At 63.5% G+C, this 25,781-nt stretch carries 23 protein-coding genes; 11 read left to right on the top strand and 12 right to left on the bottom strand.

Annotated elements, in window-relative coordinates; all coding sequences use genetic code 11:
* Positions 1-35 precede the first annotated feature (35 nt).
* The 4 genes from mdtD (at position 36) to yccS (ending at position 6,710) form a co-directional block, all read left to right on the top strand.
* Positions 36-1,466, top strand: coding sequence for a multidrug transporter subunit MdtD (mdtD, locus tag A9971_RS19430; protein ID WP_015637327.1), 1,431 nt, complete (start codon positions 36-38; stop codon positions 1,464-1,466).
* A 244-nt stretch (positions 1,467-1,710) separates the two neighbouring features.
* Positions 1,711-3,048 (top strand): ATP-dependent RNA helicase DbpA, encoded by a 1,338-nt coding sequence (dbpA, locus tag A9971_RS19425; protein WP_230493580.1) that lies wholly within the window; start codon positions 1,711-1,713, stop codon positions 3,046-3,048.
* Between the two features lie 61 nt (positions 3,049-3,109).
* Complete coding sequence (locus A9971_RS19420; protein ID WP_011063948.1) at positions 3,110-4,288, top strand: NAD(P)/FAD-dependent oxidoreductase; 1,179 nt, start codon at positions 3,110-3,112, stop codon at positions 4,286-4,288.
* A gap of 229 nt (positions 4,289-4,517) precedes the next feature.
* A complete protein-coding gene (gene yccS, locus A9971_RS19415; RefSeq protein ID WP_019095267.1) occupies positions 4,518-6,710 on the top strand; it encodes a YccS family putative transporter in 2,193 nt (730 codons plus the stop codon).
* An 86-nt stretch (positions 6,711-6,796) separates the two neighbouring features.
* On the opposite strand, the gene A9971_RS19410 is transcribed toward yccS, so the two are convergent.
* Entirely contained in the window at positions 6,797-7,534 is a 738-nt protein-coding gene (locus tag A9971_RS19410) for an ABC transporter substrate-binding protein (RefSeq protein ID WP_011063950.1), read from the bottom strand.
* A 277-nt stretch (positions 7,535-7,811) separates the two neighbouring features.
* On the opposite strand from A9971_RS19410, the gene A9971_RS19405 reads away from it, so the two are divergent.
* Positions 7,812-8,264, top strand: coding sequence for a GNAT family N-acetyltransferase (locus tag A9971_RS19405; protein ID WP_011063951.1), 453 nt, complete (start codon positions 7,812-7,814; stop codon positions 8,262-8,264).
* A gap of 3 nt (positions 8,265-8,267) precedes the next feature.
* Here A9971_RS19405 and A9971_RS19400 read toward each other — a convergent pair whose 3' ends face one another.
* The 3 genes from A9971_RS19400 to A9971_RS19390 are packed head-to-tail and all read right to left on the bottom strand — an operon-like array spanning position 8,268 to position 11,266.
* Positions 8,268-8,564: a helix-turn-helix domain-containing protein gene (locus tag A9971_RS19400; RefSeq protein WP_011063952.1), complete on the bottom strand. Its 297-nt coding sequence runs from the start codon at positions 8,562-8,564 to the stop codon at positions 8,268-8,270.
* Positions 8,565-8,587: 23 nt separating this feature from the next.
* Entirely contained in the window at positions 8,588-9,100 is a 513-nt protein-coding gene (locus A9971_RS19395; protein ID WP_183001140.1) for a M48 family metallopeptidase, read from the bottom strand.
* A 42-nt stretch (positions 9,101-9,142) separates the two neighbouring features.
* Positions 9,143-11,266, bottom strand: coding sequence for a bifunctional diguanylate cyclase/phosphodiesterase (locus A9971_RS19390; RefSeq protein ID WP_077934897.1), 2,124 nt, complete (start codon positions 11,264-11,266; stop codon positions 9,143-9,145).
* Positions 11,267-11,582: 316 nt separating this feature from the next.
* On the opposite strand from A9971_RS19390, the gene A9971_RS19385 reads away from it, so the two are divergent.
* Positions 11,583-12,254, top strand: a complete 672-nt coding sequence (locus A9971_RS19385) for a polysaccharide lyase family 7 protein (RefSeq protein WP_011063955.1) — start codon at positions 11,583-11,585, stop codon at positions 12,252-12,254.
* Positions 12,255-12,359: 105 nt separating this feature from the next.
* Here the strand turns inward: A9971_RS19385 and fba are convergent, their stop codons facing one another.
* The 6 genes from fba to tkt form a co-directional block, all read right to left on the bottom strand.
* Entirely contained in the window at positions 12,360-13,424 is a 1,065-nt protein-coding gene (fba, locus tag A9971_RS19380) for a class II fructose-bisphosphate aldolase (protein WP_003229012.1), read from the bottom strand.
* Between the two features lie 210 nt (positions 13,425-13,634).
* Positions 13,635-13,964 carry an MliC family protein gene (locus A9971_RS19375; RefSeq protein ID WP_011063956.1) on the bottom strand — a complete coding sequence of 110 codons (330 nt, stop codon included), beginning with the start codon at positions 13,962-13,964 and terminating at the stop codon, positions 13,635-13,637.
* Between the two features lie 60 nt (positions 13,965-14,024).
* A complete protein-coding gene (locus A9971_RS19370; RefSeq protein WP_011063957.1) occupies positions 14,025-14,246 on the bottom strand; it encodes a hypothetical protein in 222 nt (73 codons plus the stop codon).
* A 32-nt stretch (positions 14,247-14,278) separates the two neighbouring features.
* On the bottom strand, positions 14,279-15,442 hold the full coding sequence (locus tag A9971_RS19365; protein WP_011063958.1) for a phosphoglycerate kinase: 1,164 nt from the start codon (positions 15,440-15,442) through the stop codon (positions 14,279-14,281).
* 17 nt (positions 15,443-15,459) lie between these two features.
* Complete coding sequence (gene epd / locus A9971_RS19360) at positions 15,460-16,539, bottom strand: erythrose-4-phosphate dehydrogenase (RefSeq protein ID WP_011063959.1); 1,080 nt, start codon at positions 16,537-16,539, stop codon at positions 15,460-15,462.
* Positions 16,540-16,692: 153 nt separating this feature from the next.
* Positions 16,693-18,690 (bottom strand): transketolase, encoded by a 1,998-nt coding sequence (tkt, locus tag A9971_RS19355; RefSeq protein WP_077934898.1) that lies wholly within the window; start codon positions 18,688-18,690, stop codon positions 16,693-16,695.
* Positions 18,691-18,948: 258 nt separating this feature from the next.
* Here tkt and A9971_RS19350 point away from each other — a divergent pair, with 258 nt between their 5' ends.
* From A9971_RS19350 to A9971_RS19335, 4 genes are all read left to right on the top strand, one after another.
* Entirely contained in the window at positions 18,949-19,944 is a 996-nt protein-coding gene (locus tag A9971_RS19350) for a metalloregulator ArsR/SmtB family transcription factor (RefSeq protein ID WP_011063961.1), read from the top strand.
* Between the two features lie 18 nt (positions 19,945-19,962).
* A complete protein-coding gene (gene metK / locus A9971_RS19345; RefSeq protein WP_011063962.1) occupies positions 19,963-21,153 on the top strand; it encodes a methionine adenosyltransferase in 1,191 nt (396 codons plus the stop codon).
* Between the two features lie 224 nt (positions 21,154-21,377).
* Complete coding sequence (gene ligB, locus A9971_RS19340; RefSeq protein WP_183001142.1) at positions 21,378-23,048, top strand: NAD-dependent DNA ligase LigB; 1,671 nt, start codon at positions 21,378-21,380, stop codon at positions 23,046-23,048.
* A 113-nt stretch (positions 23,049-23,161) separates the two neighbouring features.
* Positions 23,162-23,557: a DUF1090 domain-containing protein gene (locus A9971_RS19335; protein ID WP_011063964.1), complete on the top strand. Its 396-nt coding sequence runs from the start codon at positions 23,162-23,164 to the stop codon at positions 23,555-23,557.
* A gap of 39 nt (positions 23,558-23,596) precedes the next feature.
* On the opposite strand, the gene A9971_RS19330 is transcribed toward A9971_RS19335, so the two are convergent.
* On the bottom strand, positions 23,597-24,046 hold the full coding sequence (locus A9971_RS19330) for a cytochrome c (protein WP_011063965.1): 450 nt from the start codon (positions 24,044-24,046) through the stop codon (positions 23,597-23,599).
* Positions 24,047-24,178: 132 nt separating this feature from the next.
* Between A9971_RS19330 and A9971_RS19325 the strand changes: the two genes are divergently transcribed.
* Entirely contained in the window at positions 24,179-25,354 is a 1,176-nt protein-coding gene (locus A9971_RS19325; protein WP_183001144.1) for a murein transglycosylase A, read from the top strand.
* Positions 25,355-25,397: 43 nt separating this feature from the next.
* On the opposite strand, the gene A9971_RS19320 is transcribed toward A9971_RS19325, so the two are convergent.
* Positions 25,398-25,781 (bottom strand): MAPEG family protein, encoded by a 384-nt coding sequence (locus tag A9971_RS19320; RefSeq protein WP_011063967.1) that lies wholly within the window; start codon positions 25,779-25,781, stop codon positions 25,398-25,400.

The following is a 25,781-nucleotide window of genomic DNA, read 5'->3' as shown; positions in this document are numbered from 1 at the left end:
AACCGCCCTCAAACCTGAACTCACCCAGAGGTCCCATGCCCGAACGCGCGCCACTCGATGCCACCACCGCCCGCTGGCTGCCCTGGGTGGTGGCCATCGCCTTCTTCATGCAGTCCCTGGACGGCACCATCCTCAATACCGCCCTGCCGGCCATGGCCCAGGACCTGGCGGAAAACCCGCTGCGCATGCAGGGGGTGATCATCGCCTACATGCTCACTGTGGCCCTCTTGATCCCGGCCTCGGGCTGGATCGCCGACCGCTTCGGCACCAAGCGGATCTTCTTCGGCGCCATCTTGCTGTTCAGCATCGGTTCCCTGCTCTGCGCCCTGTCCAACACCCTGACCCAGCTGATTGGCGCCCGGGTGATCCAGGGCCTGGGCGGTGCGCTGATGCTGCCGGTGGGACGGCTGGTGGTGCTGCGTGCCTACCCGCGTTCGGAACTGGTGCGGATCATGGGCTTCATCACCATTCCCGGGCTTCTGGGGCCGCTGATCGGCCCGACCATGGGCGGCTGGATGGTGCAGTACCTGACCTGGCACTGGATCTTCCTGATCAACCTGCCGGTAGGCGCCGTTGGCTGCTATGCGGTGTGGCGTTTCATTCCCGACCTGCGCGGCAGCGAGCGCACACGCTTCGACAGCCTGGGCTTTGTGCTGTTCGGCGCGGCGATGGTGCTGATCACCATCGCCATGGAAGGCCTGGGGGAACTGCACCTGCCGCACTTGCGGGTGATGTTGCTGCTGTTCGGCGGGCTGGCCTGCCTGGCGGCCTACTGGCTGCGGGCCGTGCACACCGACAACCCGCTGTTCGCCCCGTCACTGTTCAAGGTGCGGACCTTTGCCGTGGGCATTCTGGGCAACCTGTTCGCCCGCCTGGGCAGCGGCGCCCTGCCGTTCCTGGTGCCCCTGCTGCTGCAAGTGGCCCTGGGCTATTCACCGTCCCAGGCGGGAATGAGCATGCTGCCCCTGGCGGCCGCGGCAATGCTGGCCAAATCCATCGCCCGGCCACTGATCGAGCGCCTGGGCTACCGCATCGTGCTCACAGGCAACACCCTGGCCCTGGGCATCATGCTGGCCAGCATGGGGCTGGTCAGCGAACAGACGCCCTACCCGCTGCTGCTGGGCATGCTGGCGGTGCTGGGGGCGATCAACTCGCTGCAGTTCACGGCGATGAACACCGTGACCCTGATCGACCTCGACGATGCCGCCGCCAGCAGCGGCAACAGCCTGCTGTCGGTGGTGGCGCAACTGTCCCTGAGCCTTGGGGTGGCCTGTGCCGGCGCGCTGCTGGGCGGCTTTACCGCTGAGTTGGGCAACGATGGCGTGGACACCGTGCTCGGCGCCTTCCAACTGACCTTCCTCACGGTAGGCATCATGGCGATGCTGGCGGCGGCGATCTTCCTCCAGCTGTCGCCCACCGATGGCCGGCGCGCGCGCAAGCTCGAGGAGCAGCACATCGAACACTGAACCCACGCACCTCCCCCCGTAGGAGCCGGCTTGCCGGCGAAGAGGCCCCCGGGCCCTGCGCCAACCTCGCGGCCGCTTTCGCTGGCAAGCCAGCGCCTACACAAAACCGCCCCTGCACAGCTGCTCGTCCAGAATTTGCAGGTTGTGGGAGCGGGACTGATACACTGCGCGACATTTTGTTTTGCAGGCCAGTCCCGTGACCACCATCGCCACCGCTTTTAATACTTTGCCCCTGTCCGCCGCCATGCTGGCTAACCTCGACTCCCTCGGTTATGCCCAGATGACGCCGATCCAGGCGCAGAGCTTGCCGGTGATCCTCAAGGGCATGGACCTGATCGCCCAGGCCAAGACCGGCAGCGGCAAGACCGCGGCCTTCGGCATCGGCCTGCTGAACCCGATCAACCCGCGCTACTTCGGCTGCCAGGCCCTGGTGATCTGCCCGACTCGCGAACTGGCCGACCAGGTGGCCAAGGAAGTGCGCCGGCTGGCTCGCGCCGAAGACAACATCAAGGTCCTGACCCTGTGCGGCGGCGTGTCCTTCGGGCCACAGATCGCCTCCCTGGAGCACGGTGCGCATATCATCGTCGGCACCCCAGGGCGTATCCAGCAGCATCTGCGCAAGGGTTCGCTGGTGCTCGACGGCCTGAACACGCTGGTGCTCGACGAAGCCGACCGCATGCTCGACATGGGCTTCTACGACGCCATCGAAGACATCATCGAAAAGACCCCGTCGCGCCGCCAGACCCTGCTGTTCTCCGCCACGTATCCGGTGGGCATCAAGCAACTGGCGTCGAAATTCATGCGCGATCCGCAAACGGTGAAAGCCGAAGCGTTCCACGACGATACGCAGATCGAGCAGCGTTTCTACGAGATTTCACCGGAAGAGCGCATGAGCGCAGTGACCAAAGTCCTGCACCACTTCCGCCCGGCCTCCTGCGTCGCTTTCTGCTTCACCAAGCAGCAAGTGCAGGAAACCGTCGATCACCTGACCGCCAAAGGCATCTCCGCTGTCGGCCTGCACGGCGACCTGGAGCAGCGTGACCGCGATCAGGTGCTGGCGATGTTCGCCAACCGCAGTACATCGGTACTGGTCGCCACCGACGTCGCCGCCCGTGGTCTGGACATCGATGCGCTGGACATGGTGATCAACGTCGAGCTGGCCCGCGATTCGGAAATCCACATTCACCGCGTTGGCCGTACCGGTCGCGCTGGCGAGAAAGGCATCGCGGTCAGCCTCGTCGCACCGTCCGAAGCCCATCGCGCGCAAGCCATCGAACAACTGCAGAAAGCCCCGTTGAACTGGGATCAGGTCGACAACCTCAAGTCCCAGGGCGGCGCCCCGCTGCAGCCACCGATGAGCACGTTGTGCATCGCCGGCGGGCGCAAGGACAAGGTACGTCCGGGGGATATTCTCGGCGCACTGACCGGCGACGCCGGCATCCCGGGCGCCCAGGTCGGCAAGATCGCGATCTTCGACTTCCAGTCGTATGTGGCGGTTGAACGCACCGTGGTCATGCAGGCGCTGCAGCGCCTGAACAACGGCAAGATCAAGGGCCGCTCGCTGCGCGTGCGCGTCCTCTAACCCCACTGCTTGACCTGTAGCCGCTGCCGCAGGGTCGTTCGCTCCTAATGAGGACACCGTTTTGCGTTCTACCGAAGTCGTGATCATTGGCGCCGGCGCCGCCGGCCTGATGTGCGCCCTGACCGCGGCCGGCCGGGGCCGCCAGGTATTGCTGCTGGACCACGCCAACAAGGCCGGCAAGAAAATCCTGATGTCCGGCGGCGGTCGCTGCAACTTCACCAATATGTACACCGAACCGGCCAACTTCCTGTCGCAGAACCCGCATTTCTGCAAATCGGCCCTGGCGCGCTACACCCAGTGGGACTTCATCGGCCTGGTGGCCAAGCACGGCGTGCCCTACCACGAGAAGAAACTCGGCCAGCTGTTCTGCGATAACAAGTCCAGCGACATCCTCGGCATGCTGCTCGACGAGTGCGATCAGGTCGGCGTGGAGCTGCGCCTGGACACCTCGATCCAGACCATCGAAAAGGTCGAAAGCGGCTACCTGCTCGACACCACCCTCGGCCAGGTTCAGTGCCAATCGCTGGTGATCGCCACCGGCGGGCTGTCGATCCCGACGCTGGGCGCCACCGGCTTCGGTTATCAGGTGGCGAAACAGTTCGGCCATGAACTGCTGCCGACCCGTGCCGGCCTGGTGCCGTTCACCATCACCGACCAGCTCAAGGAACTGTGCAGCGAGCTGTCGGGGACCTCGGTGGATTGCCTGGTGAGCTGCAACGACCAGAGCTTTCGCGAGAACATCCTGTTCACCCACCGCGGCCTCAGCGGCCCGGCGATCCTGCAGATTTCCTCCTACTGGCAGCCCGGCGACAGCGTCGAGATCAACCTGCTGCCAGACCACGACGCCCTGGGCTGGCTGCAACAGCAGCAGGCCGAGCGCCCCAACAGCGAGCTCAAGACCCTCTTGGGGGAGATCTTCACCAAGAAGATGGCCGGCCTGCTGGCCGACCACTGGTTCGTCTCCAAGCCGATGAAGCAGTACACCCCGGCGGAGCTGGCGGACGTGGCGCAGAAACTCGGCAGCTGGCAGTTGGTACCGGCGGGCACCGAGGGCTACCGCACCGCGGAAGTGACCCTGGGCGGCGTCGACACCCGTGAGGTCTCGTCCAAGACCATGGAATCGCTGAAGAGCCCGGGGCTGTATTTCATCGGTGAAGTGCTGGACGTCACCGGCCACCTGGGCGGCTTCAACTTCCAGTGGGCCTGGGCCTCGGGCTACGCGGCGGCCCAATACGTCTGAGCCGCTGCGTGTCCCTGTAGCCGCTGCCGCAGGCTGCGAACGACCCGAAGGGGCGCGGCGATCCAATGTCCGCTGAGGTCCTGCGGACCTGTCGCAGCCTGCGGCAGCGGCTACAGGTGTCCGACCGGCAACGGCAACAGAATTTGCCGGCCGATGTGACGACGGCATTGCGCCGTCGTCAATACTGGCTCAATTTAGCTGCATCGCCCCGGAAGGCCTGCCCTACTCCATGTCCTCGACCTCTTTTCGCCAATCCCTGCGCCGCCTCTGGGCGCTGGATAAATTCAGCTACAGCGTGCGGGTGTTCATCGCCCTGACCGGCAGCATGGCGCTGTGCTGGTATCAGGATGAAATGGCCCTGCTGATCCCGCTGTTCCTCGGCATCATCGCCAGCGCCCTGGCGGAAACCGACGACAGCTGGCAAGGCCGGCTCAATTCCCTGGCCGTAACCCTGGTGTGCTTCAGCATTGCCGCGCTGTCGGTGGAACTGCTGTTCCCCTACCCCTGGATCTTCGCCATCGCCCTGGCCCTGGCCAGCTTCGGCCTGACCATGCTGGGGGCGCTGGGCGAACGCTATGGCGCCATCGCCTCGGCGACCCTGATCCTCTCGGTCTACACCATGATCGGCGTCGACCAGCGCGGCGGCGCGGTGATCGATTTCTGGCACGAGCCGCTGCTGCTCGTGGCCGGCGCCGCCTGGTACGGCCTGCTGTCGGTGCTGTGGCAGGCGCTGTTTTCCAACCAGCCGGTGCAGCAGAGCCTGGCCCGGCTGTTTCGCGAACTGGGTTACTACCTCAAGCTCAAGTCCTCGCTGTTCGAGCCCATCCGCCAGCTGGACGTGGAGGCCCGGCGCCTGGAACTGGCCAAGCAGAACGGCAAGGTGGTGGCGGCCCTCAACGTCGCCAAGGAAATCATCCTGCACCGGGTGGGCAACGGCCGGCCGGGGTCGAAGGTCAGCCGCTACCTGAAGCTGTACTTCCTGGCCCAGGACATTCACGAGCGCGCCAGCTCTTCCCACTACCCATACAACGCCCTGACCGAGGCGTTTTTCCACAGCGACGTGCTGTTCCGCTGCCAGCGCCTGCTGCGCCAGCAGGGCAAGGCCTGCCGTGCCCTGGCCGAATCCATCCAGTTGCGCCAGCCGTTCGTCTATGACGCCACCTTCGCCGAGGCCCTGGGCGACCTGCACGCTTCCCTGGAACACCTGCGGATCCAGAGCAACCCGGCCTGGCGCGGGCTGTTGCGCTCATTGCGAGCCCTGGCGGCCAACCTCGGCACCCTCGACCGCCTGCTCAGCGACGCCAGCAACCCCGACGCCCTGGCGGACGCCACCGACAGCAGCCTGCTGGACCGTTCGCCACGCAACTTCAAGGATGTCTGGACCCGCCTGCGCACCCAGCTGACGCCAACCTCGCTGCTGTTCCGCCATGCCCTGCGCCTGCCCCTGGCGCTGAGCATCGGCTACGGCATGGTGCATTTGATCCACCCTTCCCAGGGTTACTGGATCATCCTCACCACCCTGTTCGTCTGCCAGCCCAACTACGGCGCTACCCGGCGCAAGCTGGGCCAGCGGATCATCGGCACCGCCATCGGCCTGACCATCGCCTGGGCGCTGTTCGACCTGTTCCCCAGCCCCTTGGTGCAGTCGCTGTTCGCCATTGCCGCCGGGGTGGTGTTCTTCACCAACCGCACCACCCGCTACACCCTGGCCACGGCGGCCATCACCCTGATGGTGCTGTTCTGCTTCAACCAGGTGGGCGACGGTTATGGGCTGTTCCTGCCGCGGCTGTTCGATACCCTGCTGGGCAGCCTGATCGCCGGGCTGGCGGTGTTCCTGTTCCTGCCGGACTGGCAGGGCCGGCGCCTGAACAAGGTGCTGGCCAACACCCTGACCTGCAACAGCATCTACCTGCGCCAGATCATGCAGCAGTACGCCGCCGGCAAGAGCGACGACCTGGCCTACCGCCTGGCCCGGCGCAACGCCCACAACGCCGACGCCGCGCTGTCCACCACCCTGGCCAACATGCTCATGGAACCCGGGCATTTCCGTAAGGAAGCGGACGTGGGCTTTCGCTTCCTGGTGCTGTCCCACACCTTGCTCAGCTACCTCTCGGGCCTGGGCGCACACCGCGAAACCCGGCTGCCGGACGAGGTTCGCGAGCACTTGATCGAAGGCGCCGGGGTCAGCCTGGCGGCCAGCATCGACGAGATTGCCCAGGGTCTGGCCAACAAGACCCCGATCGATATCCAGAGCGATGCCGAAGAAGCCCTGGCCAATGAGCTGGAGCAAATGCCCGACGAGGTCGACGAAGGCCAGCGCCTGGTGCAGACCCAACTGGCGCTGATCTGCCGTCAGCTGGGCCCGTTGCGGACCCTGGCGGCGCATCTGATCAAGGACACCAGCGACAACGCAAAACCGTAGGAGCCGGCTTGCCGGCGAAAGGGGCCGCAAGACTCATGCACGGTCCGGAGTCGCTTTCGCTGGCAAGCCAGCTCCTGCACCTTCGGTTACATGCCGTGCTGGCGCAGCAGGCGGTCGTAGCTGCCGTCAGCTTTCATGGCAGCGATTTCCTTGTCGAACCTGGCCACGATCTGCGCATGCTCGGGGTTCTTCAGGCTGACCAGGATATGCAGGCTGTTCTCGCTCAGGGGCTTGGGCAGGAACTCCACCGCATTGCGTACCCGCGGTGACTCCCGGGCCAGGTAGTAGCGGGCCACGTATTCGTCCTCCAGGGTCAGCTTGACCCGATCCGCCGCCAGCATGCGCACCGCCATGGCGAAGTTGTGCACCGGCACCTTCTGCAGATCGGGGTCATTGTCGAATTCGGGGGAATAGGCGTAGCCACGCACCACTGCCACCGGGTACTCATGCAGCTGCTTGAGGTTGCTGTATTCCAGCGGCGCGTCCTTGCGCTTGATGAAGCGCACGCGGTTGACCATGTATTCCGCGGAGAACTGCCCCAACTGGGTGCGTTCTTCGTTGTACCAGGCATTCACCAGCACGTCGTAGCGCCCCTCGCCGATGCCCAGCAGGGCCCGGGCCCAGGGCACCTGCTCGAATTCGCTGGAATAGCCGGCACGGGACAGGGCGGTGCTGACAATGTCGGTGGCCACGCCGCCATTGACCAGGGTCGCGTCGGTAAAGGGTGGCCAGGCATCGGCGACCAGCCGCAGCCTTTCGGCAAAAGCGCTCTGGCCCAGCAACAGCAATCCGATCAAAGCCAAAGCTCGATGCAGTCGCAGCATGCTAATAGATCCTTAGCGGGCCCTGGGCCCAGCGCGTTCCAGCCCATACTCCAGGGTCGCGGCCTGTGCGGCACAGGTCGGCCCAGCTCCTAACATTAGCTCATCAGAACCCATGCACAGGTCTTGAAAACAGATTACACAAAGAAGACAAATACCAGTGATCTCAGTAGTGGCATTTTGACCCATCTCACAGAAACAATTTCTGCATGACAACCGGCAAGACATCCCGTGGCGATGTGCTTACTATTTCGCGCAGCACTCAATACAGGATATGAAGATGACCATCGAATGGGTCTGCAAACACCACACCGACCTGGGCAAGGAACAGTTGTACGCGATTCTGCAATTGCGCACCGAAGTCTTCGTGGTGGAACAGAAATGCCCTTATCAGGAAGTCGACGGCCGCGACCTTGAAGGCGATACCTGCCACCTGATGGCCTGGGACGGCGACCGGTTGCTGGCCTACCTGCGCCTGCTGGACCCGACTTCCCAGGGCGGCGACGTGGTCATCGGCCGCGTGGTCATCGCTGAACAGGCCCGCGGCCAGGGCCTGGGCCACACCCTGATGGAGCAGGCGCTGAAGCAGGCCGAGCGACACTGGCCGCAAACGCCGATCTACCTCTCGGCCCAGGCTCATCTGCAGGCCTATTACGGCCGCTACGGTTTCGTGGTGGCGGGCGAAGCATACCTGGAGGACGGTATTCCTCACATCGGCATGCGTCGCTCCTGAGCCTCAGGGATAGCCCAGCACGGCCTTGATCTGCCGGAGGTTGGGCTCGATCCAGCCCTTGTCGATGGCGCCCCAGTTGTGGATCCGGTAACGCCCGGCATGGTTGCGCGCGCCGTCCTGCTGCTCGAACTCGCAGAGGATGTCCAGGTCCGCCAGGGCCGCGATGGTGTCCTGGGCGGTGCGCCGCGGCATGCCGGTGACCTCGGTCAGCGCCGGCACGCTGCTGGCCAGGCCGCTGTCGATCAGGTACGCCACATACAGGCGGCGGTAGAAACTGCTCTTGGTCTTGCTCACATCCATCGCCCACTCCTTGCCTTCAGGGGTTAATCCGGCGCTCCCGCCTTGCCTTGCAGGTCGCGCCAGGTCAGGTAGACCCGCAGGTCGAACTCCAGCTGGTGATAGCCCGGCAGCATATGCTCGCAGAGCTTGTAGAACGCCTTGTTGTGATCCGATTCCTTGAAGTGGGCCAGCTCGTGCACCACGATCATCCGCAGGAATTCCGGCGCCGCCTCCTTGAACAGCGAAGCGATGCGGATCTCTTTCTTGGCCTTGAGCTTGCCGCCCTGCACCCGGGAAACCGTGGTATGCAGGCCCAGGGCACGGTGGGTCAGGTCCAGACGGTTGTCGAACAGCACCTTGTCGATGGCCGGCGCATTGCGCAGGTATTCCTGCTTGAGCTCCAGAGCGTAGCTGTACAGCGCCTTGTCGCTCTGTATGGCGTGCCGGCCCGGGTAACGCTGGCTCAGGTAGTCGCCCAGGCGCTGTTCATCGATCAACTGGCGCACTTGCTGCTGCAAGGCAACGGGATAGGCCTGGAGGTATTTGAGTGCGGTCATGAAGGGGCAACGCAGGGCATAAAAGGCGCCAGTGTAGCGAATTCAGGCCTGTAGCGCGCTCCAGTCAAAGGGCTGGGAAAACTGGCTGGCGATACTGGCGGTCAGCGGCCGAGCCACCAGGAAACCTTGCACATACTCGCAGCCATTGGCCTTGAGCCACTGGTATTGCTCGAGGGTTTCCACACCCTCGGCGATCACCAGCAGGTCGAACTGCTTGCACAGGTCGATCACGCAGCGGGCAATGGCGGCATCCCTTGGCGAGGTCAGCAGGCGGGCAATCAGGTGGCGATCGAGCTTGAGGGTGTCCAGTTGCAGGTCACGCAGGTAGGCCAGGCAACAACTGCCCGAGCCGAAGTCATCCAGGGCCACCCGCACCCCCAGCTGACGCAGGAGCTGCAACTGTTTGCGGGTGTCATCCAGGTTCTGGGTCAAGGCGGCCTCGGTAACCTCCACCTCCAGTTGGCGCGGTTGCAGGCCATGGCGCGACAGCACCTGGCGCAGCTCGGCCACCAGGTTGGGCATGTTGAACTGGGTGGCACTGAGGCTGACGCCCAGCACCAGGTCGGGGCTGAACACCTGCTCCCAGTCCTTGCGCTGGGCCGCGCCCTGTTGATAGATCCAACTGCCCAGGCGGCTGATCAGCCGTGCCTCCTCAAGCAGGGGCAGGAACAGCCCCGGAGGCACGTCGCCCACACTCGGATGACGCCAGCGCAGCAAGGCTTCGAAACCGCGCAGGCGCCCGTCGGCAATGGCCACCTGGGGCTGGTACACCAGGGTGAATTCCTTGCGCTCCACGGCGCTGCGCACGCTTTCCTCGAGCATCAGCCGCGAACGGGCGCGGCCATTCATCTCGTGATCGTAGTAGCGGTACTGCTGGCGGCCGGCGCGCTTGGCTTCGTACATGGCGATGTCCGCCGCCCGCAACAGGCCGTCCAGGTTGGAGCCGCAATCGGGGTAGATGGCGATGCCGATACTCGCCCCCAGCACCACCTCCAGGCCATCGATCTGCTGGTTGATGGACAGGCGTTCGATCAGCTTCTCGGCGATCTTCGCCGCTTGCTCGGGGAAGCTCAGCTCCAGCAGCGCGGTGAATTCGTCGCCGCCCATGCGCCCGAGAATGTCGAAGGAGTGCAGGCAGTCCTTCAATTGCTCGGAAACCCAGCGCAGCACCCGGTCGCCGGCGTCGTGCCCCAGGGAGTCGTTGACCCGCTTGAAGCCGTCGAGGTCCAGGTAGAGCAGGACCAGGGACTTTCCCGAGCGGTCGCTGCGCAGCAGGATGTTTTCCACCGTCTGATAGAAACCGCGGCGGTTGAGCAGGCCGGTCAGCGGGTCGGTCACGGCCTGGTATTCCAGTTGCTGGTGCAGGTGACGCACTTCGGACATGTCCAGCAGGGTGACCACCATCGCCTTCTGGTCACTGGGCAAGGGCGCACAGGACAAGGCCACGCTGATCAACTGGCCGGGCACGGTGCGCATCTGAGCGTCGTGCAGGCGATAGGTTTCGCCCCGGCGATAACAGGCGTAGAGCTCGGAGCCGCTCCAGTCGGGAACGTGGGGCTTTTGCAGGTAGTCGAGAAAGGGCGAGCCTTCCAGCTCCTTGACCTGGGCATTGAGCAGGCGCGAGACCGCCGGATTGGCGAAACGCACGCACCCGCCCTCGTCCACCACCAGGATGCCCTCGGCAGCGTTGTCCAGCACCGAGGCATTGAAGGCCCGTGCCACCTCCAGGTCGTGGCTGAGGTGCTGCAGGGCCCGGCGGTTGCGCTGATGCTCCAGCAGGGCCTGGACCTTGGGCTTGAGAATCTGTGGGTCGAACGGTTTGAACAGGTAGTCCACGGCGCCACTGGCATAGCCCTTGATCACAGCGTCCTGAGACTGTTCGTTGGCGGTGAGAAAGATGATCGGGGTCAGCCGGGTACGTTGGCTGCCACGCATCAGGCGGGCGACTTCGAAGCCATCCATGCCGGGCATCTGTACATCCAGCAACACCAGGTCCACTTCATGTTCGAGCAGCAGGCCCAGGGCCTCGACCCCCGAGGCGGCGGTCATCACCTGCCAGTCCTGGCGCTGCAACAGAGCACGCATGCTGAGGAGGTTTTCAGGATAGTCATCGACGATCAGAAGAGTGGAGTGGCCTTCGGCTGCCTCTGGTTGCACGCATTCCATGCTGCTTCTCTTGTCTGTAATAAGACTGAACGGATTTAAAAACCCGGTAAAACCTGAGGTTTCACTCTAGACCCGGATCCTCAAAAGCAGAAGCTGTCAGCACGCCATCACTTCGCCAATGGCCGCAGCTCCCGACTAACGGTCACAGAGTTGCCGCATAAAAACCGGGATAGATGGCATTTCGACATTTTGCTGACGCCATATATCCGCCATACGGGCCTCGCCAAGCGCCGCTTCTGCGCTATAAAGACCCCCTAAGAAGCGCAGGCTAAAGCCTTCGGCCACCTGCATCAGTCATGCCTTGCGGAAAACCACCATGATCGACCTGGCAACCTGGAACCTCAGCGTTCCCGTCGGCAGCCCGCCGGCGACCATCGACACCCCGACACTGGTCAAGGGGTTCAAGGACCAGTATTTCCACTCCGATACCGGCACCCTGTTCTTCTGGTCGCCGGTGACCGGCTCGAAAACCGAGAACGCCATCTACCCGCGCACCGAGCTGCGCGAGACCTACTCCAACGGCACCTTGCGCAACTGGACCTACCCCGAAGCGGACAACCTGCTGTACGCGACCCTGGCGGTGAACCAGGTGCCCTCCTCGGGCAAGATCGTCATCGGCCAGATCCACGCCTACAACAGCACCAAGCCGCTGGTGAAGGTCGAGTACCAGTACAAGACCAGCAAGGGCAGCGGCAACATCGTGGCCAAGGTGCGCCTGCACCCGGACGACGAGGAAGGCCGTGTCATCACCATTGCCGAGAACGTGCCCATGGACCGGGAGTTTTCCTACCTGATCCACCTGAGCCCGGGTGGCGCCCTGGGCGTCAGCGCTGCCGGCTATCAGTGGGACAGCCAGTTGAGCGCGACCTGGCGCGACAAGCCGCTGTACTTCAAGGCCGGGGTTTATGTGCAGGACAACACCGGCTATACCAGCGAAGGCGGCAAGGTGACCTTTTCCAAGCTGGACATCGACCACAACAAGACCTGACACCCCTCCCTGCGTAGGAGCCGGCTTGCCAGCGCCTACGAAGGCAAGAATTCCGGATACAAAAAAGCCCGCATCGCTGCGGGCTTCTTCGTTCGACGCTTAGGCTCAGTTGACCTTGGCGTTCAGCTCACCCTTGAGGTAACGCTGGAACATGGCTTCCAGGGAGATCGGCTTGATCTTCGAGGCGTTGCCGGCGGTGCCGAAGGCTTCGTAACGGGCGATGCAGACATCGCGCATGGCGGTCACGGTGGCGCCGAAGAACTTGCGCGGGTCGAACTCGCTGGGGTTGGTGGCCATCAGGCGGCGCATGGCACCAGTGGATGCCAGGCGCAGGTCGGTGTCGATGTTGACCTTGCGTACGCCGTACTTGATGCCTTCGACGATTTCTTCAACCGGCACGCCGTAGGTTTCTTTGATGTCGCCGCCGTACTGGTTGATGATCGCCAGCCACTCTTGCGGCACCGAAGAGGAACCGTGCATCACCAGGTGAGTGTTGGGGATGCGCTTGTGGATTTCCTTGATACGGTCGATGGCCAGTACGTCGCCGGTAGGCGGCTTGGTGAACTTGTAGGCGCCGTGGCTGGTACCAATGGCGATGGCCAGGGCATCCACCTGGGTCTTCTTGACGAAGTCCGCGGCTTCTTCCGGGTCGGTCAGCATCTGGCTGTGGTCCAGCACACCCTCGGCGCCAATACCGTCTTCTTCACCGGCCATGCCGGTTTCCAACGAACCCAGGCAGCCCAGTTCGCCTTCTACCGACACGCCGCAGGCGTGAGCCATGGCTACGGTTTGCTGGGTAACACGGACGTTGTATTCGTAGTCGGTCGGGGTCTTGCCGTCTTCACCGAGGGAGCCGTCCATCATCACCGAGGAAAAGCCCAGTTGGATGGAGCGCTGGCAGACGTCAGGGCTGGTGCCGTGGTCCTGGTGCATGCACACCGGGATATGCGGAAACTCTTCGATGGCAGCCAGAATCAGGTGACGCAGGAAAGGCGCGCCGGCGTATTTGCGGGCGCCGGCCGAAGCCTGGACGATCACCGGGGAGTCAGTCTTGTCAGCGGCTTCCATGATGGCGCGCATCTGCTCAAGGTTGTTGACGTTGAAGGCTGGAACGCCGTAGCCGAACTCGGCTGCGTGGTCCAGCATCTGGCGCATGCTGATGAGTGCCATTGTGTGTGTCTCTCCCGGTCGAGGGTCGTTAATCGTGCAAGCCTGCCGTAGCGGCGACTGCTATTCAAGTGATTGCAGATCGGGGGTCAACCCGCTCTGCTCCATTCGTTAAAACCAAATTTCTACAGCCACGCAGGAGCCGGCTCGCCGGTGAAAGGGGCCTTGAACCCTGCACAGGTCTGGAGGCCGCCTCCGCTGGCAAGCCTGCCCCTACATGGCCTTGCAGCCGCGGCCGATCAGGTCATTGGTGGCGACCCAGTAGACCAGGCCCTCCTCGCCCTTGACGTGAAACGCCAGCATGTCGTCGCTGTACAGCGAGCCCGAACCGCTGGGCTCAAGCTTCAGGCGGCGTACCTGGTCGTCGCCCCCCAGGCGCACGTCGACCGCCTTGCGGCTGTCGTCGGTGTAGCGCCAGAGCACCTGGGCCTGGCTGTCGCAGGTCCAGGTGGTCCAGTTGTCAGTGGTCGGCGACTTGAGCAGGTTCAGGTTGGCACAACCTGCCAACAAGCCCAGCATCGCCACGGCGATCAAACCTTTCATCAATGTTCCTCGGCTGGCGGCCAACAGGCACCGGCGCGTTGCGTTAACCCATCTGACCCGTCAAGGGCAACCCTGTTCCCTGGCCTTTGACGGCGTCTCGTACTTCTCCAGGCCCTCAGGGCCCAGGCGCTTGTTGATCACCGGAGCCGTCTCGGCCTGCCAGTCAGCCTGGTAGCAGCCTTTCTGCACCTCGCCGGCATCCTCCGCAGGCGTTGCCTTGGGGGCACTGGAACAGCCCGCCAGCAACGCCACGGCGATCAACAGTGGCAACGTCTTGACCATCAGAACACTCCTTTGCCCGGCCAATCGAGGCCTCAGGCCTTGGCCCGGGCTTCCAGGACTTCAACCGCCGGCAGCACCTTGCCCTCGACGAACTCGAGGAAGGCGCCGCCACCGGTAGAAATGTAGGAGATCTGCTGGGCTACGCCATATTTGTCGATGGCTGCCAGGGTGTCGCCGCCGCCGGCAATGGAGAACGCGGCGCTGTCAGCGATGGCCTGGGCCAGGACCTTGGTGCCATTGCCGAACTGGTCGAATTCGAACACGCCCACCGGACCGTTCCAGAGGATGGTCCTGGAGGATTTCAGCAGTTCGGCGAACTGCGCGGCAGTCTGCGGGCCGATGTCGAGAATCATGTCGTCATCGGCCACATCGGCGATCAGCTTGACGGTGGCCGCAGCGCTCTCGGCAAATTCCTTGGCCACCACCACGTCCACCGGCAGCGGTACGCTGACCTTGGCGGCGATGGCGCGAGCGGTGTCCAGCAGGTCCGGCTCGTACAGCGACTTGCCCACCGGATGCCCGGCAGCGGCGAGGAAGGTATTGGCGATGCCGCCACCGACGATCAACTGGTCGCAGATCTGGCTCAGGCTATTGAGCACGTCCAGCTTGGTCGACACCTTGGAGCCGGCAACGATGGCCGCCATCGGCTTGGCCGGGTTGCCCAGGGCCTTGCCCAGCGCGTCCAGCTCAGCGGCCAGCAAAGGACCAGCAGCAGCCACTTTGGCGAACTTGGCCACGCCATGGGTCGAACCCTCGGCGCGGTGTGCGGTGCCGAAGGCGTCCATCACGAACACGTCGCACAGGGCAGCGTATTGCTGGGCCAGCTCATCGGCGTTCTTTTTCTCGCCCTTGTTGAAGCGCACGTTCTCGAACAGCACGATGTCGCCGGCCTTGACCTCGACACCACCCAGGTAATCGGCCACCAGCGGTACTTCGCGACCCAGGGCGCGGCTCAGGTAGTCGGCCACCGGCTTGAGGCTGTTCTCGGCGGAAAACTCGCCTTCGGTCGGGCGGCCCAGGTGCGAGCAGACCATCACTGCCGCGCCTTTTTCCAGGGCCAGCTTGATGGTCGGCAGCGAAGCCAGGATTCGCGCATCGCTGGTGACAACACCGTCCTTGACTGGGACGTTGAGGTCTTCACGGATCAGCACGCGCTTACCTTGCAGATCGAGGTCGGTCATCTTCAACACGGTCATGGGTCGCAATTCCTGGGTTACTGTTCTTCAGAAACAGAGAGTTGAGTGTCAGTGCGTGGAGCGGCTGTGTGCAGGTAGTGCCCAGCTACGTCCAGCATTCGGTTGGCAAAGCCCCATTCGTTGTCGAACCAGGCCAGGATGTTCACCAGCCGGGGGCCGGAAACACGGGTCTGACTGGCATCGACGATCGCCGAATGGGGATCATGATTGAAATCACAGCTGGCATGCGGCAGCTCGGTGTAGGCCAGCAGGCCCTTGAGCGGACCGCTGGTGGCGGCCTCGCGCAGGATCCGGTTGACCTCGGTGGCGTCGGTATCGCTCACGGTCTGCATGGTGATGTCCAGGCAGGACACGTTCACCGTCGGCACCCGCACTGCTTTGGCCTGAATTCGCCCGGCAAGTTCCGGCAACAGGCGCTCGATACCCCGCGCCAGACCGGTGGACACCGGGATCACCGACTGGAAGGCCGAACGGGTACGCCGCAGGTCTTCATGGTGATAGGCGTCGATCACCGGCTGGTCGTTCATCGCCGAGTGAATGGTGGTGATCGATACGTACTCCAGGCCAATGGCCTGATCCAGCAGGCGCAACAGCGGCACGCCGCAGTTGGTGGTGCAGGAGGCGTTGGACACCAGCCGTTCGTCGCCGCTCAGGCAGTCCTGGTTCACCCCATAGACGATGGTGGCGTCGACATCCGCCTCGCTGGCCATCGGCTGGGAGAACAACACCCGCGGCGCGCCGGCGTCGAGAAAACGCTGGCCGTCTTCGCGGGTGTGGTAGGCACCGGAGCATTCCAGCACCAGATCGACGCCCAGGGACGCCCAATCGATGCCTTCGGGGGTGGCACTGCGCAACACTTTCACGCAGTTGCCATTGATATGCAGACAATCGCCATCGACCTTCACCTCACCGGGAAAACGCCCGTGGGTGGAATCGAAGCGTGTCAGGTATTCAACGCTGGCCATGTCGGCCAGATCGTTGATGGCAACGATCTCGAACCCGGCCGCAGCCCCTCGCTCGAACAGAGCACGCAAGACGCAACGACCAATCCGGCCGTAGCCGTTGAGTGCAACTTTGTAGGGACGCGGTTGAGGCATGGGGTTCTCAATGACCGGTGGTGAAACCATCAGCTTCGTGCTGCCTGCGCCATCGTCATCGCGAGCAAGCTCGCCCCCACAAGGACGGTATACATCCCTGCAGGAGCGAGCTTGCTCGCGATTGCGTCAGTTCAGACAACCCGGCTTCCGGGTTTAGTCTTCCAGCAACTCTTCAGCCTGGCCCAGGATGTTGTCCAGGGTGAAGCCGAACTCTTCGAACAGTGCCGAAGCCGGAGCCGATTCGCCGTAGGTGGTCATGCCGATCACGCGACCTTCCAGACCCACGTACTTGAACCAGAAGTCGGCATGAGCCGCTTCGATCGCGATACGTGCGCTGACCTGCAGCGGCAGAACCGATTGCTTGTAGCCAGCGTCCTGAGCATCGAACACGCTGGTGCAAGGCATGGAAACCACGCGCACCTTGCGGCCTTGCTCGGTCAGTTTGTCGTAGGCCTGAACGGCCAGGCCGACTTCCGAACCGGTGGAGATCAGGATCAGTTCAGGCTCGCCTGCGCAGTCCTTCAAAACATAGCCACCGCGGCTGATGTCGGCGATCTGGCCGGCATCGCGGGTTTGGTGCTGCAGGTTCTGGCGCGAGAAGATCAGCGCCGAAGGGCCGTCTTTACGCTCCAGCGCGTTTTTCCAGGCCACCGCCGATTCAACGGCATCGGCCGGGCGCCAGGTGTCGAGGTTCGGCGTGGTACGCAGGCTGGTCAGTTGCTCGATCGGCTGGTGCGTCGGGCCGTCTTCGCCCAGACCGATGGAGTCGTGGGTGTAGACATGGATCACACGCTTCTTCATCAGCGCCGACATGCGCACTGCGTTGCGGGCGTATTCCATGAACATCAGGAAGGTCGCGCCGTAAGGCACCAGGCCGCCGTGCAGGGCAACGCCGTTCATGATGGCGGTCATGCCGAACTCGCGCACGCCGTAGTACATGTAGTTGCCGCTGGCATCTTCAGCGCTGACACCCTTGCAACCTTTCCACAGGGTCAGGTTGGAACCGGCCAGGTCGGCCGACCCACCGAGCACTTCCGGCAGCAGGGGGCCGAAGGCATTCAGGGTGTTCTGGCTGGCCTTGCGGCTGGCGATGGTTTCGCCCTTGGCGGCCACTTCGGCGATGTAGGCGTCGGCCTTCTCGGCGAAGTCGGCAGGCAGGTCACCGCTCAGGCGACGTACCAGTTCGTTGGCTTCGGTTGGGAAGGCAGCGGAATAGGCCGAGAAACGCTGGTCCCACTCGGCTTCGGCAGCGCGACCTTTTTCCTTGGCATCCCACTCGGCATAAATGTCGGCCGGGATTTCGAACGGGCCGTAGTTCCAGTTCAGCGCCTGGCGGGTCAGGGCGATTTCCGCGTCGCCCAGTGGCGCGCCGTGGCAATCTTCCTTGCCCTGCTTGTTCGGCGAACCGAAACCGATGGTGGTCTTGCAGCAGATCAGAGTCGGCAGCGGGCTCTTGCGCGCGGTGTCGATGGCGGTCTTGATCTCTTCCGGATCGTGGCCGTCGACGTTGCGGATCACTTGCCAGTTATAGGCTTCGAAACGCTTGGGCGTGTCGTCGGTGAACCAGCCTTCGACTTCGCCGTCGATGGAGATGCCGTTGTCATCGTAGAAGGCGATCAGCTTGCCCAGGCCCAGGGTGCCGGCCAGGGAAGCGACTTCGTGGGAAATGCCTTCCATCATGCAGCCATCACCCAGGAACACGTAGGTGTGATGGTCGACAATGTTGTGGCCTGGACGGTTGAACTGCGCCGCCAGGACTTTCTCCGCCAGGGCAAAGCCCACAGCGTTGGCCAGGCCCTGGCCCAGCGGGCCGGTGGTGGTTTCCACGCCTGGGGTGTAACCGAACTCCGGGTGGCCCGGGGTGCGGCTGTGCAGTTGGCGGAAGTTCTTCAGGTCATCGATCGACAGGTCGTAGCCGGTCAGGTGCAGCAGCGAGTAGATCAACATCGAGCCGTGGCCATTGGACAGCACGAAGCGGTCGCGGTCGGCGAAGGATGGGTTGCTCGGGTTGTGCTTCAGGTAGTCACGCCAAAGTACTTCGGCGATATCCGCCATACCCATAGGGGCACCTGGATGGCCGCTGTTGGCTTTTTGCACGGCATCCATGCTGAGGGCACGAATGGCGTTGGCACGCTCACGACGGCTTGGCATCGCTGATCTCCTGGGGATTGAATAAAACGAAACGGAAAAAAGGCCTGCATTTTCCCTCAGGCGTCAGGCGGGGGCAATGACAGATAGTCACTCAGGCATGTTTTTCCCCTGTTGAAGACACAATCCATTGATGAAACCCCTTCGCCGCTCGTTGACTGTAGAAGCAGAGGCTCTGGAAAAGCCCCTGCAGGCACCAATATCAAAACTTTTTGATATTGGCCTTGCGAGCATTTGCGGGCATCTCTAGACTGCTGCCCCATGAACCTGCCCGCGCCTGCCATCAGCCATGACGATTGCGACGAACTGGCGGCCCTGTGCAAGGCCGGCGGCGACCCCCTGCGGCTGAATGTATTGCGCGCGCTGAGCAACGATTCGTTTGGTGTGCTGGAGCTGGCGCAGATCTTCGCCATCGGCCAGTCGGGCATGAGCCACCACCTGAAGGTCCTGGCCCAGGCCAGCCTGGTGGCGACCCGCCGTGAAGGCAATGCGATTTTCTATCGCCGCGCCCTGCCCCATACCGGGCTCCTGGGCGGCAAACTGCACGCAGCCTTGCTGGAAGAGGTCGACCAGCTGAACCTGCCGGGCGAGGTACAGGCCCGGATCAGCCTGGTGCACCGGCAGCGGGCTGCAGCCAGCCAGGACTTCTTTTCCCGGGTGGCGGAAAAATTCCGCGCCCAGCAGGACCTGATCGCAGGACTGCCCCAGTATCGCGACAGTGTGCTGGCGCTGCTGGACAAACTGAGTTTCGACCCAGTGGCCACGGCCATTGAAGTCGGCCCCGGCGACGGTGGATTTCTCCCCGAGCTGGCCCGACGTTTTGCCCGGGTTACCGCGCTGGACAACAGCCCGGCGATGCTGGAGCTGGCACGCCAGCTGTGCGAACGCGAAACATTGGCTAACGTCAGCCTGCAATTGGCCGATGCACTGAACGGTGTACAGCTGCAGGCCGATTGCGTGGTGCTGAACATGGTCCTGCACCATTTCGCCGCGCCGGCCGAGGCCCTCAAGCAGATGGCCCAATTGCTGCAACCAGGCGGCAGCCTGTTAGTGACAGACTTGTGCAGCCACAACCAGAGTTGGGCCAAAGAGGCTTGCGGCGATCTCTGGCTAGGGTTCGAACAAGATGATTTGGCCCGTTGGGCCACCGCTGCGGGACTGACTCCCGGGGAAAGCCTGTATGTAGGCTTACGTAATGGTTTCCAGATCCAGGTTCGCCATTTTCAGCGACCGGCTGGCGACACTCACCATCGGTAAATTTAGGAAACCTTCAAGATGAGCGAATACTCCCTTTTCACCTCCGAGTCCGTGTCTGAAGGGCATCCGGATAAAATCGCTGACCAGATTTCCGATGCGGTGCTGGACGCCATCATTGCCCAGGACAAGCACGCCCGCGTAGCGGTCGAGACCCTGGTCAAGACTGGCGTGGCCATTGTTGCCGGCGAAGTCACCACCAGCGCCTGGGTCGACCTGGAACAGATCGTTCGCGATGTGATCTGCGATATCGGCTACACCAGCTCCGACGTCGGCTTCGACGGTGCTACCTGCGGCGTGATGAACATCATTGGCAAGCAGTCCCCCGACATCAACCAGGGCGTCGACCGCGCCAAGCCGGAAGATCAGGGCGCTGGCGACCAGGGCCTGATGTTCGGCTACGCCAGCAACGAAACCGAGGTGCTGATGCCGGCGCCGATCACCTTCTCGCACCAACTGGTCCAGCGCCAGGCCGAAGCCCGCAAATCGGGCCTGCTGCCTTGGCTGCGCCCGGACGCCAAATCCCAGGTCACCTGCCGCTACGAAGGCGGCAAGGTGGTCGGTATCGATGCCGTGGTGCTGTCGACCCAGCACAACCCCGAGGTGTCCTACAGCGACCTGCGCGAAGGCGTGATGGAACTGATCGTCAAGCACGTGCTGCCTGCCGAGTTGCTGAGCAAGGACACCCAGTTCCACATCAACCCGACCGGCCAGTTCATCATCGGTGGCCCGGTGGGTGACTGCGGCCTGACCGGCCGCAAGATCATCGTCGACAGCTACGGCGGCATGGCCCGTCACGGCGGTGGCGCGTTCTCCGGCAAGGATCCATCCAAGGTCGACCGTTCCGCCGCTTACGCCGGCCGCTACGTGGCCAAGAACATCGTTGCCGCCGGCCTGGCCGAGCGCTGCGAGATCCAGGTGTCCTACGCCATCGGCGTGGCCCAACCGACCTCGATCTCGCTGAACACCTTCGGCACCGGCAAGATCAGCGACGACAAGATCATCAAGCTGGTACGCGAAGTGTTCGACCTGCGCCCCTACGCAATCACCACCATGCTCGACCTGCTGCACCCGATGTACCAGGAAACCGCTGCCTACGGTCACTTCGGCCGGGCTCCGCAAACCAAGACCGTGGGTGACGACACCTTCACCACCTTCACTTGGGAAAAGACCGACCGCGCCGACACCCTGCGCGCCGCTGCCGGCCTGTAAGCTTCACCTGGCAACATCCAAAGCCCCGCCCGGCTCGCCCGGCGGGGCTTTTTTGTCGCCTGAGGTTTCTTGCTCATCCCGCAAACCGCTGCTGGTACGGGGCCGAGCGAGCAAGGACACAGGTGTTCCCTGACGGGGAAACACCTCGCAACCACCTTCGTCCCGGCCGTCAGCCAATCCCCTCTAGCCTTTAGCGCATGACCCACAGAGCAAGGATGCTCCCCATGCTGCCAAGAGCCGTTGTGCTGCTGAGCCTCACTCCATTCTTCGCCCAGGCCGCCTGCCCCGACTGGCCGGTTCCCCGTGCCACCGATGAAATCACCGCCCTGCAGCAGCAACTGCAGCGCTGGGATAGCAGCTATTACCGTGACGGCCGATCACTGGTGGCGGATGAGCTCTACGATCAGGCCCGCCAGCGCCTGCTCACCTGGCGCCAGTGCTTCCCCCAGGCTCCCCGGGCAACGGACCAGCCCCTGCTCGGCGCCGGGGGCAGCATCCGCCACCCCATCCCCCACACAGGAGTGGAAAAACTCGCCGATGCCAATGCCGTGACGGGGTGGCTCAAGGGCCGCGACGACATCTGGGCGCAACCCAAGGTCGACGGCGTAGCGGTGACCCTGATCTACCACCAGGGGCAGTTCCAGCAAGCACTCAGCCGTGGCGACGGCGTGCATGGCCATGACTGGACCCGTGCAGCCTGGCAAATCGAGGCCATACCCAAACGACTGCCACGGCCCGTCGACCTGTTGCTGCAAGGAGAGCTCTATCTGCGCCTGGAGCAGCATGTCCAGGCTCGCTCCGGCAGCCTCAAGGCGCGCAACCGGGTGGCAGGCTGGATGGCGCGCAAACAGCTGACGGCAGCGGAGGCCGCGCAGATCGGGCTGTTTGTCTGGGACTGGCCCCAGGGCCCGGCTACATTGAGCGAACGCCTGGAACAACTGGCAGGCCTGGGTTTTGCCGAACCCCGCGAGTACAGCCGACCCATAGGCGGCTTCGCCGATGCACAACAGTGGCGGGCCCGCTGGTATCGCTCGCCACTGCCCTTTGCCAGTGACGGCATCATCCTGCGGCAAAGCCGGCGTCCCGCCGCCGAACGCTGGCAGGCCAAGGCCCCATACTGGATTGCCGCCTGGAAGTACCCCTACGCCCAGGTGCTGGCCAGCGTTCGTCAAGTCGATTTTCGTATCGGCCGCACGGGGCGCATCACGCCCCTGCTGGAGATCGAGCCGGTGACCCTGGACGACCGGCAGATCCGCCGTGTCAGTCTCGGCTCACTGCAACGCTGGCGATCCCTGGATATCGTTCCCGGCGATCAGGTAGCCATCAGTCTCGCCGGGTTGAGCATCCCGCGCCTGGATGAAGTGGTACTCAGAAGCACCCTGCGCCAGAGCATCCAGCCCCCGCGAGAAGCCGACTTTCACTTCCTGAGTTGCTGGCAGCCATCACCCGGCTGCGAGGAACAATTTCTGGCCCGACTGACCTGGCTCAGCAGCAAACAAGGCCTGAACCTGCAGAATATCGGCAGCCGGACCTGGGCCCGGCTGGTTGAAACAGGCCGTATCAAAGGCCTGCTGGATTGGCTGACCCTGGATCAGGCAGAGCTTGCTAACATTGCCGGCTTTGGTGATCGCAGCAGCAAGCGCTTGCTCGAGAGCCTGCACAGTGCCAGGCAACAGCCCTTCCCACGCTGGCTCAAAGCCCTCGGCATCCCGCCCAGTGGCTCGGCCGACCTGAGCGGGCCATGGCAGGCCCTGGCCATGAAAAGCAGCCTGGACTGGCAGAATGAAGCCGGTATCGGAGCGGAGCGGGCCGCACAACTGGTGGCGTTTTTTCGCGCTCCAGAGGTCCTGGCCTTGCAAGGCGCCCTGAACAGCGCCGGTATCGAAGGTTTTTAGCCCGATGGCACGTGGAACCACCCAAGCCGGAATACGCTCCAACAGCCCATTCCCGGTACAACAGTCAGTATTTTTATTGGTTATTTCTTGATCTTTTTCACCTGGAGCCTTCAATGAAACTTTTTCCATCGCTCGCCACCCTGACCCTCTGCAGCCTGATGAGCGCGCCACTGCTGGCCGCCGAGCAGGCCCCCGAGCTGACCGGCTGCGCCGCCAAGCGCCAAGCCATCATGAACCAGATCGAACAGGCCAAGGCCCACGGCAACAGCAATCAGCAGGCCGGCCTGGAGCGCGCCCTGAGCGAAGTGACCGCCCACTGCACCGATGCCTCGCTGAAGAAAGAGCGGGAAAACAAAGTGCTTGAGGCCAAGCATGAGGTCAGCCGGCGCCAGGCCGACCTGGAAAAAGCCATGAAGAAAGGTGACTCGGAGAAGATCAACAAGCGCAAGGACAAGCTTGCCGAGTCCCGCAAGGAACTGCAGCAAGCCCTGGACGAACTGGACAAGTAAGCAACCTGATGCCGCGGCCCTGCTCAGCAGAGCCGCCAATCAGTGATTGCGAAACTCTTTGTGGCAGGCGCTGCAAGCATCCTCGACCTTCTGCACCGCCGGCCCCAGATTGCTGGCCTTGTAGGGCTGGACCTGGCTGATCGTCACCAGCTCACCGGTGGCGGCTTCCAGGGTGCGGGCCAACTCCTGGAAACGCGCCTGCTTGCGCCAGACGTCATCGGTGGCGCTGCTGTGATCCTCTTCCTTGACCTCGGGGAAGTGCTTCCACGGCTCATGGGACAGGCTGTCGAGTTTCACCGCGCCTTCGGCAAAGCGCGCGCCGTCGAAAGGAATCCGCCCACGCAGCATGCCCCCCAGGTCCTCGCCGGTCTTGAGCATCTGCTTGAAGATCGCCTTGCGCTGGCCCAGGGGAGAATTGGGATCGACACCGCCACAGGCGGAAAGCGTCAGGCAGGCCAGCAATACAACAGAAAGTCTTTTTAGCGTCATGGTGGCTTCAGGTCTGGTCACGGAAACGGCGGCCAGTATCCTCGCCTCCCCGGCAAAGACCAATAGCCCTATTAATAATATGGGTTGTCCCCCATCACCAATGCGGCGGGCAGCCTCTCAAGGAAATACAGCATGAACCCGAGCCCGCTCCGCTGGCCTCGCCATCTGCTCTGGGCCCTGCCGGCCCTGGCGCTGCTCGCTGGCTGCAACGGCGGCGACAATACCAAGCCAGCCCCCACCCACGCCCTGGCCACCTACAACAGCGCCACCTGGGACGCCCTGCCCAGCGTCGCCGACAACGACCTGCTGGCCGGTTTCGGCTCCTGGCGCAGCGCCTGCACCCGCCTCAAGGCCGACCCGGTGTGGGGCGCCACCTGCGCCGCAGCCGCGACGGTGCCGCAAACCCCCGAGGCCATCCGCGGCTTTCTCAAGGAGCACCTGCAGGTCTACGGCCTTCGCTCGGGCAACGGCAGCAGTACCGGCCTGATCACCGGCTACTACGAACCGGTCTATCCCGGCAGCCTGACCCAGACCCAGGTGGCCAATGTGCCGGTATACGGCGTGCCGGAGGACATGATCATCGTTGCCCTGGACAGCCTCTATCCGGAGCTCAAGGGCAAGCGCCTGCGTGGCCGGCTCGAAGGCCGGGTACTCAAGCCCTATGACGATGCGGCGACCATCGAAAGCAAGGGAACCAAGGCCCCGGTGATTGCCTGGCTGACCGACCCCATGGACCTGCAATTCCTGCAGATCCAGGGTTCCGGGCGAATCCAGCTGGATGACGGGCGCCAATTGCGGATCGGCTATGCCGACCAGAACGGCCACCCCTACCGTCCCATCGGCCGCTGGCTGGTGGACCAGGGCGAGCTGAAGAAAGAGGACGTGACCATGGGCACCATTGCCGCCTGGGCCAAGGCCCACCCGGCACGGATTCCCGAGCTGCTGGGCAGCAACCCCAGCTACGTGTTCTTCAACCGCAACCCGGATAGCAATGAAGGCCCGCGGGGCTCGTTGAACGTACCGCTGACGTCAGGCTATAGCGTGGCCGTGGACCGCAAGGTGATCCCCCTGGGCAGCCTGCTGTGGTTGTCCACCACCCGCCCGGATGGCAGCAGCCTGATACGGCCGGTAGCCGCCCAGGACACGGGCGGCGCAATCACCGGTGAGGTGCGCGCCGATCTGTTCTGGGGCACGGGCGATGCGGCGGGGCAGCTGGCCGGAGACATGAAGCAGCAGGGCCAGATCTGGATGCTCTGGCCCAAGGGCGTAGCGCTGCCCAAGGTGCCGGAAGTGCCCGACGCCCCTTGAGCCCCTGCGGGAGCCGGCTTGCCGGCTCCCGCAAAAGGGTGTCTCAGACTGAAACGAAGAAGAAACTGGCGATCAGGCCCATGCCCACGAACCACACCAGGGACCGCAGGATCGCCCAGTCCGCCAGGTAGCAGATCATGTACAGCAGGCGGCTGGTGATAAACAGCACCGCCAGCACGTTGATCGTCACCAGCTCGGCGTTACCTGCCACATGGGCGATGATCACCGCCGCAGCGAATGCCGGGGTCACCTCGAAACCGTTGAGCTGCGCGTTGTGGGCACGCTTGGGCAAACCCTCCAGAGTACTCAGGAACGCCCGTGGGTCATGGTTGTAGCGAAGCCCGTATTTGCCGGCGCCCTTGGCGATGGCAGTACAGAGATAGGGCAGGATGATTGCAATCAACACACACCAGAAAGCGACAGTCAT

This window comes from Pseudomonas sp. UME65, assembly GCF_014170225.1.
GTDB classification, from domain to species: domain Bacteria; phylum Pseudomonadota; class Gammaproteobacteria; order Pseudomonadales; family Pseudomonadaceae; genus Aquipseudomonas; species Aquipseudomonas protegens.
The sequence above is the reverse complement of the archived record's forward strand: the minus strand, read 5'-3'. Positions and strand labels throughout refer to the sequence as shown.

Bases quoted from the DNA above. Each gene is read 5' to 3' on its own strand.
- A9971_RS19320 (WP_011063967.1), bottom strand. From the start codon at position 25,781: ATGACTGTCGCTTTCTGGTGTGTGTTGATTGCAATCATCCTGCCCTAT.
- A9971_RS19350 (WP_011063961.1), top strand. From the start codon at position 18,949: ATGAACCTGCCCGCGCCTGCCATCAGCCATGACGATTGCGACGAACTG.
- A9971_RS19405 (WP_011063951.1), top strand. From the start codon at position 7,812: ATGACCATCGAATGGGTCTGCAAACACCACACCGACCTGGGCAAGGAA.
- A9971_RS19410 (WP_011063950.1), bottom strand. From the start codon at position 7,534: ATGCTGCGACTGCATCGAGCTTTGGCTTTGATCGGATTGCTGTTGCTG.
- mdtD (WP_015637327.1), top strand. From the start codon at position 36: ATGCCCGAACGCGCGCCACTCGATGCCACCACCGCCCGCTGGCTGCCC.
- A9971_RS19370 (WP_011063957.1), bottom strand. From the start codon at position 14,246: ATGGTCAAGACGTTGCCACTGTTGATCGCCGTGGCGTTGCTGGCGGGC.
- A9971_RS19335 (WP_011063964.1), top strand. From the start codon at position 23,162: ATGAAACTTTTTCCATCGCTCGCCACCCTGACCCTCTGCAGCCTGATG.
- dbpA (WP_230493580.1), top strand. From the start codon at position 1,711: ATGCTGGCTAACCTCGACTCCCTCGGTTATGCCCAGATGACGCCGATC.
- A9971_RS19330 (WP_011063965.1), bottom strand. From the start codon at position 24,046: ATGACGCTAAAAAGACTTTCTGTTGTATTGCTGGCCTGCCTGACGCTT.
- tkt (WP_077934898.1), bottom strand. From the start codon at position 18,690: ATGCCAAGCCGTCGTGAGCGTGCCAACGCCATTCGTGCCCTCAGCATG.
- A9971_RS19365 (WP_011063958.1), bottom strand. From the start codon at position 15,442: ATGACCGTGTTGAAGATGACCGACCTCGATCTGCAAGGTAAGCGCGTG.
- ligB (WP_183001142.1), top strand. From the start codon at position 21,378: ATGCTGCCAAGAGCCGTTGTGCTGCTGAGCCTCACTCCATTCTTCGCC.
- A9971_RS19375 (WP_011063956.1), bottom strand. From the start codon at position 13,964: ATGAAAGGTTTGATCGCCGTGGCGATGCTGGGCTTGTTGGCAGGTTGT.
- metK (WP_011063962.1), top strand. From the start codon at position 19,963: ATGAGCGAATACTCCCTTTTCACCTCCGAGTCCGTGTCTGAAGGGCAT.
- epd (WP_011063959.1), bottom strand. From the start codon at position 16,539: ATGCCTCAACCGCGTCCCTACAAAGTTGCACTCAACGGCTACGGCCGG.
- A9971_RS19395 (WP_183001140.1), bottom strand. From the start codon at position 9,100: ATGACCGCACTCAAATACCTCCAGGCCTATCCCGTTGCCTTGCAGCAG.
- A9971_RS19385 (WP_011063955.1), top strand. From the start codon at position 11,583: ATGATCGACCTGGCAACCTGGAACCTCAGCGTTCCCGTCGGCAGCCCG.
- A9971_RS19325 (WP_183001144.1), top strand. From the start codon at position 24,179: ATGAACCCGAGCCCGCTCCGCTGGCCTCGCCATCTGCTCTGGGCCCTG.
- yccS (WP_019095267.1), top strand. From the start codon at position 4,518: ATGTCCTCGACCTCTTTTCGCCAATCCCTGCGCCGCCTCTGGGCGCTG.
- A9971_RS19390 (WP_077934897.1), bottom strand. From the start codon at position 11,266: ATGGAATGCGTGCAACCAGAGGCAGCCGAAGGCCACTCCACTCTTCTG.
- A9971_RS19400 (WP_011063952.1), bottom strand. From the start codon at position 8,564: ATGGATGTGAGCAAGACCAAGAGCAGTTTCTACCGCCGCCTGTATGTG.
- fba (WP_003229012.1), bottom strand. From the start codon at position 13,424: ATGGCACTCATCAGCATGCGCCAGATGCTGGACCACGCAGCCGAGTTC.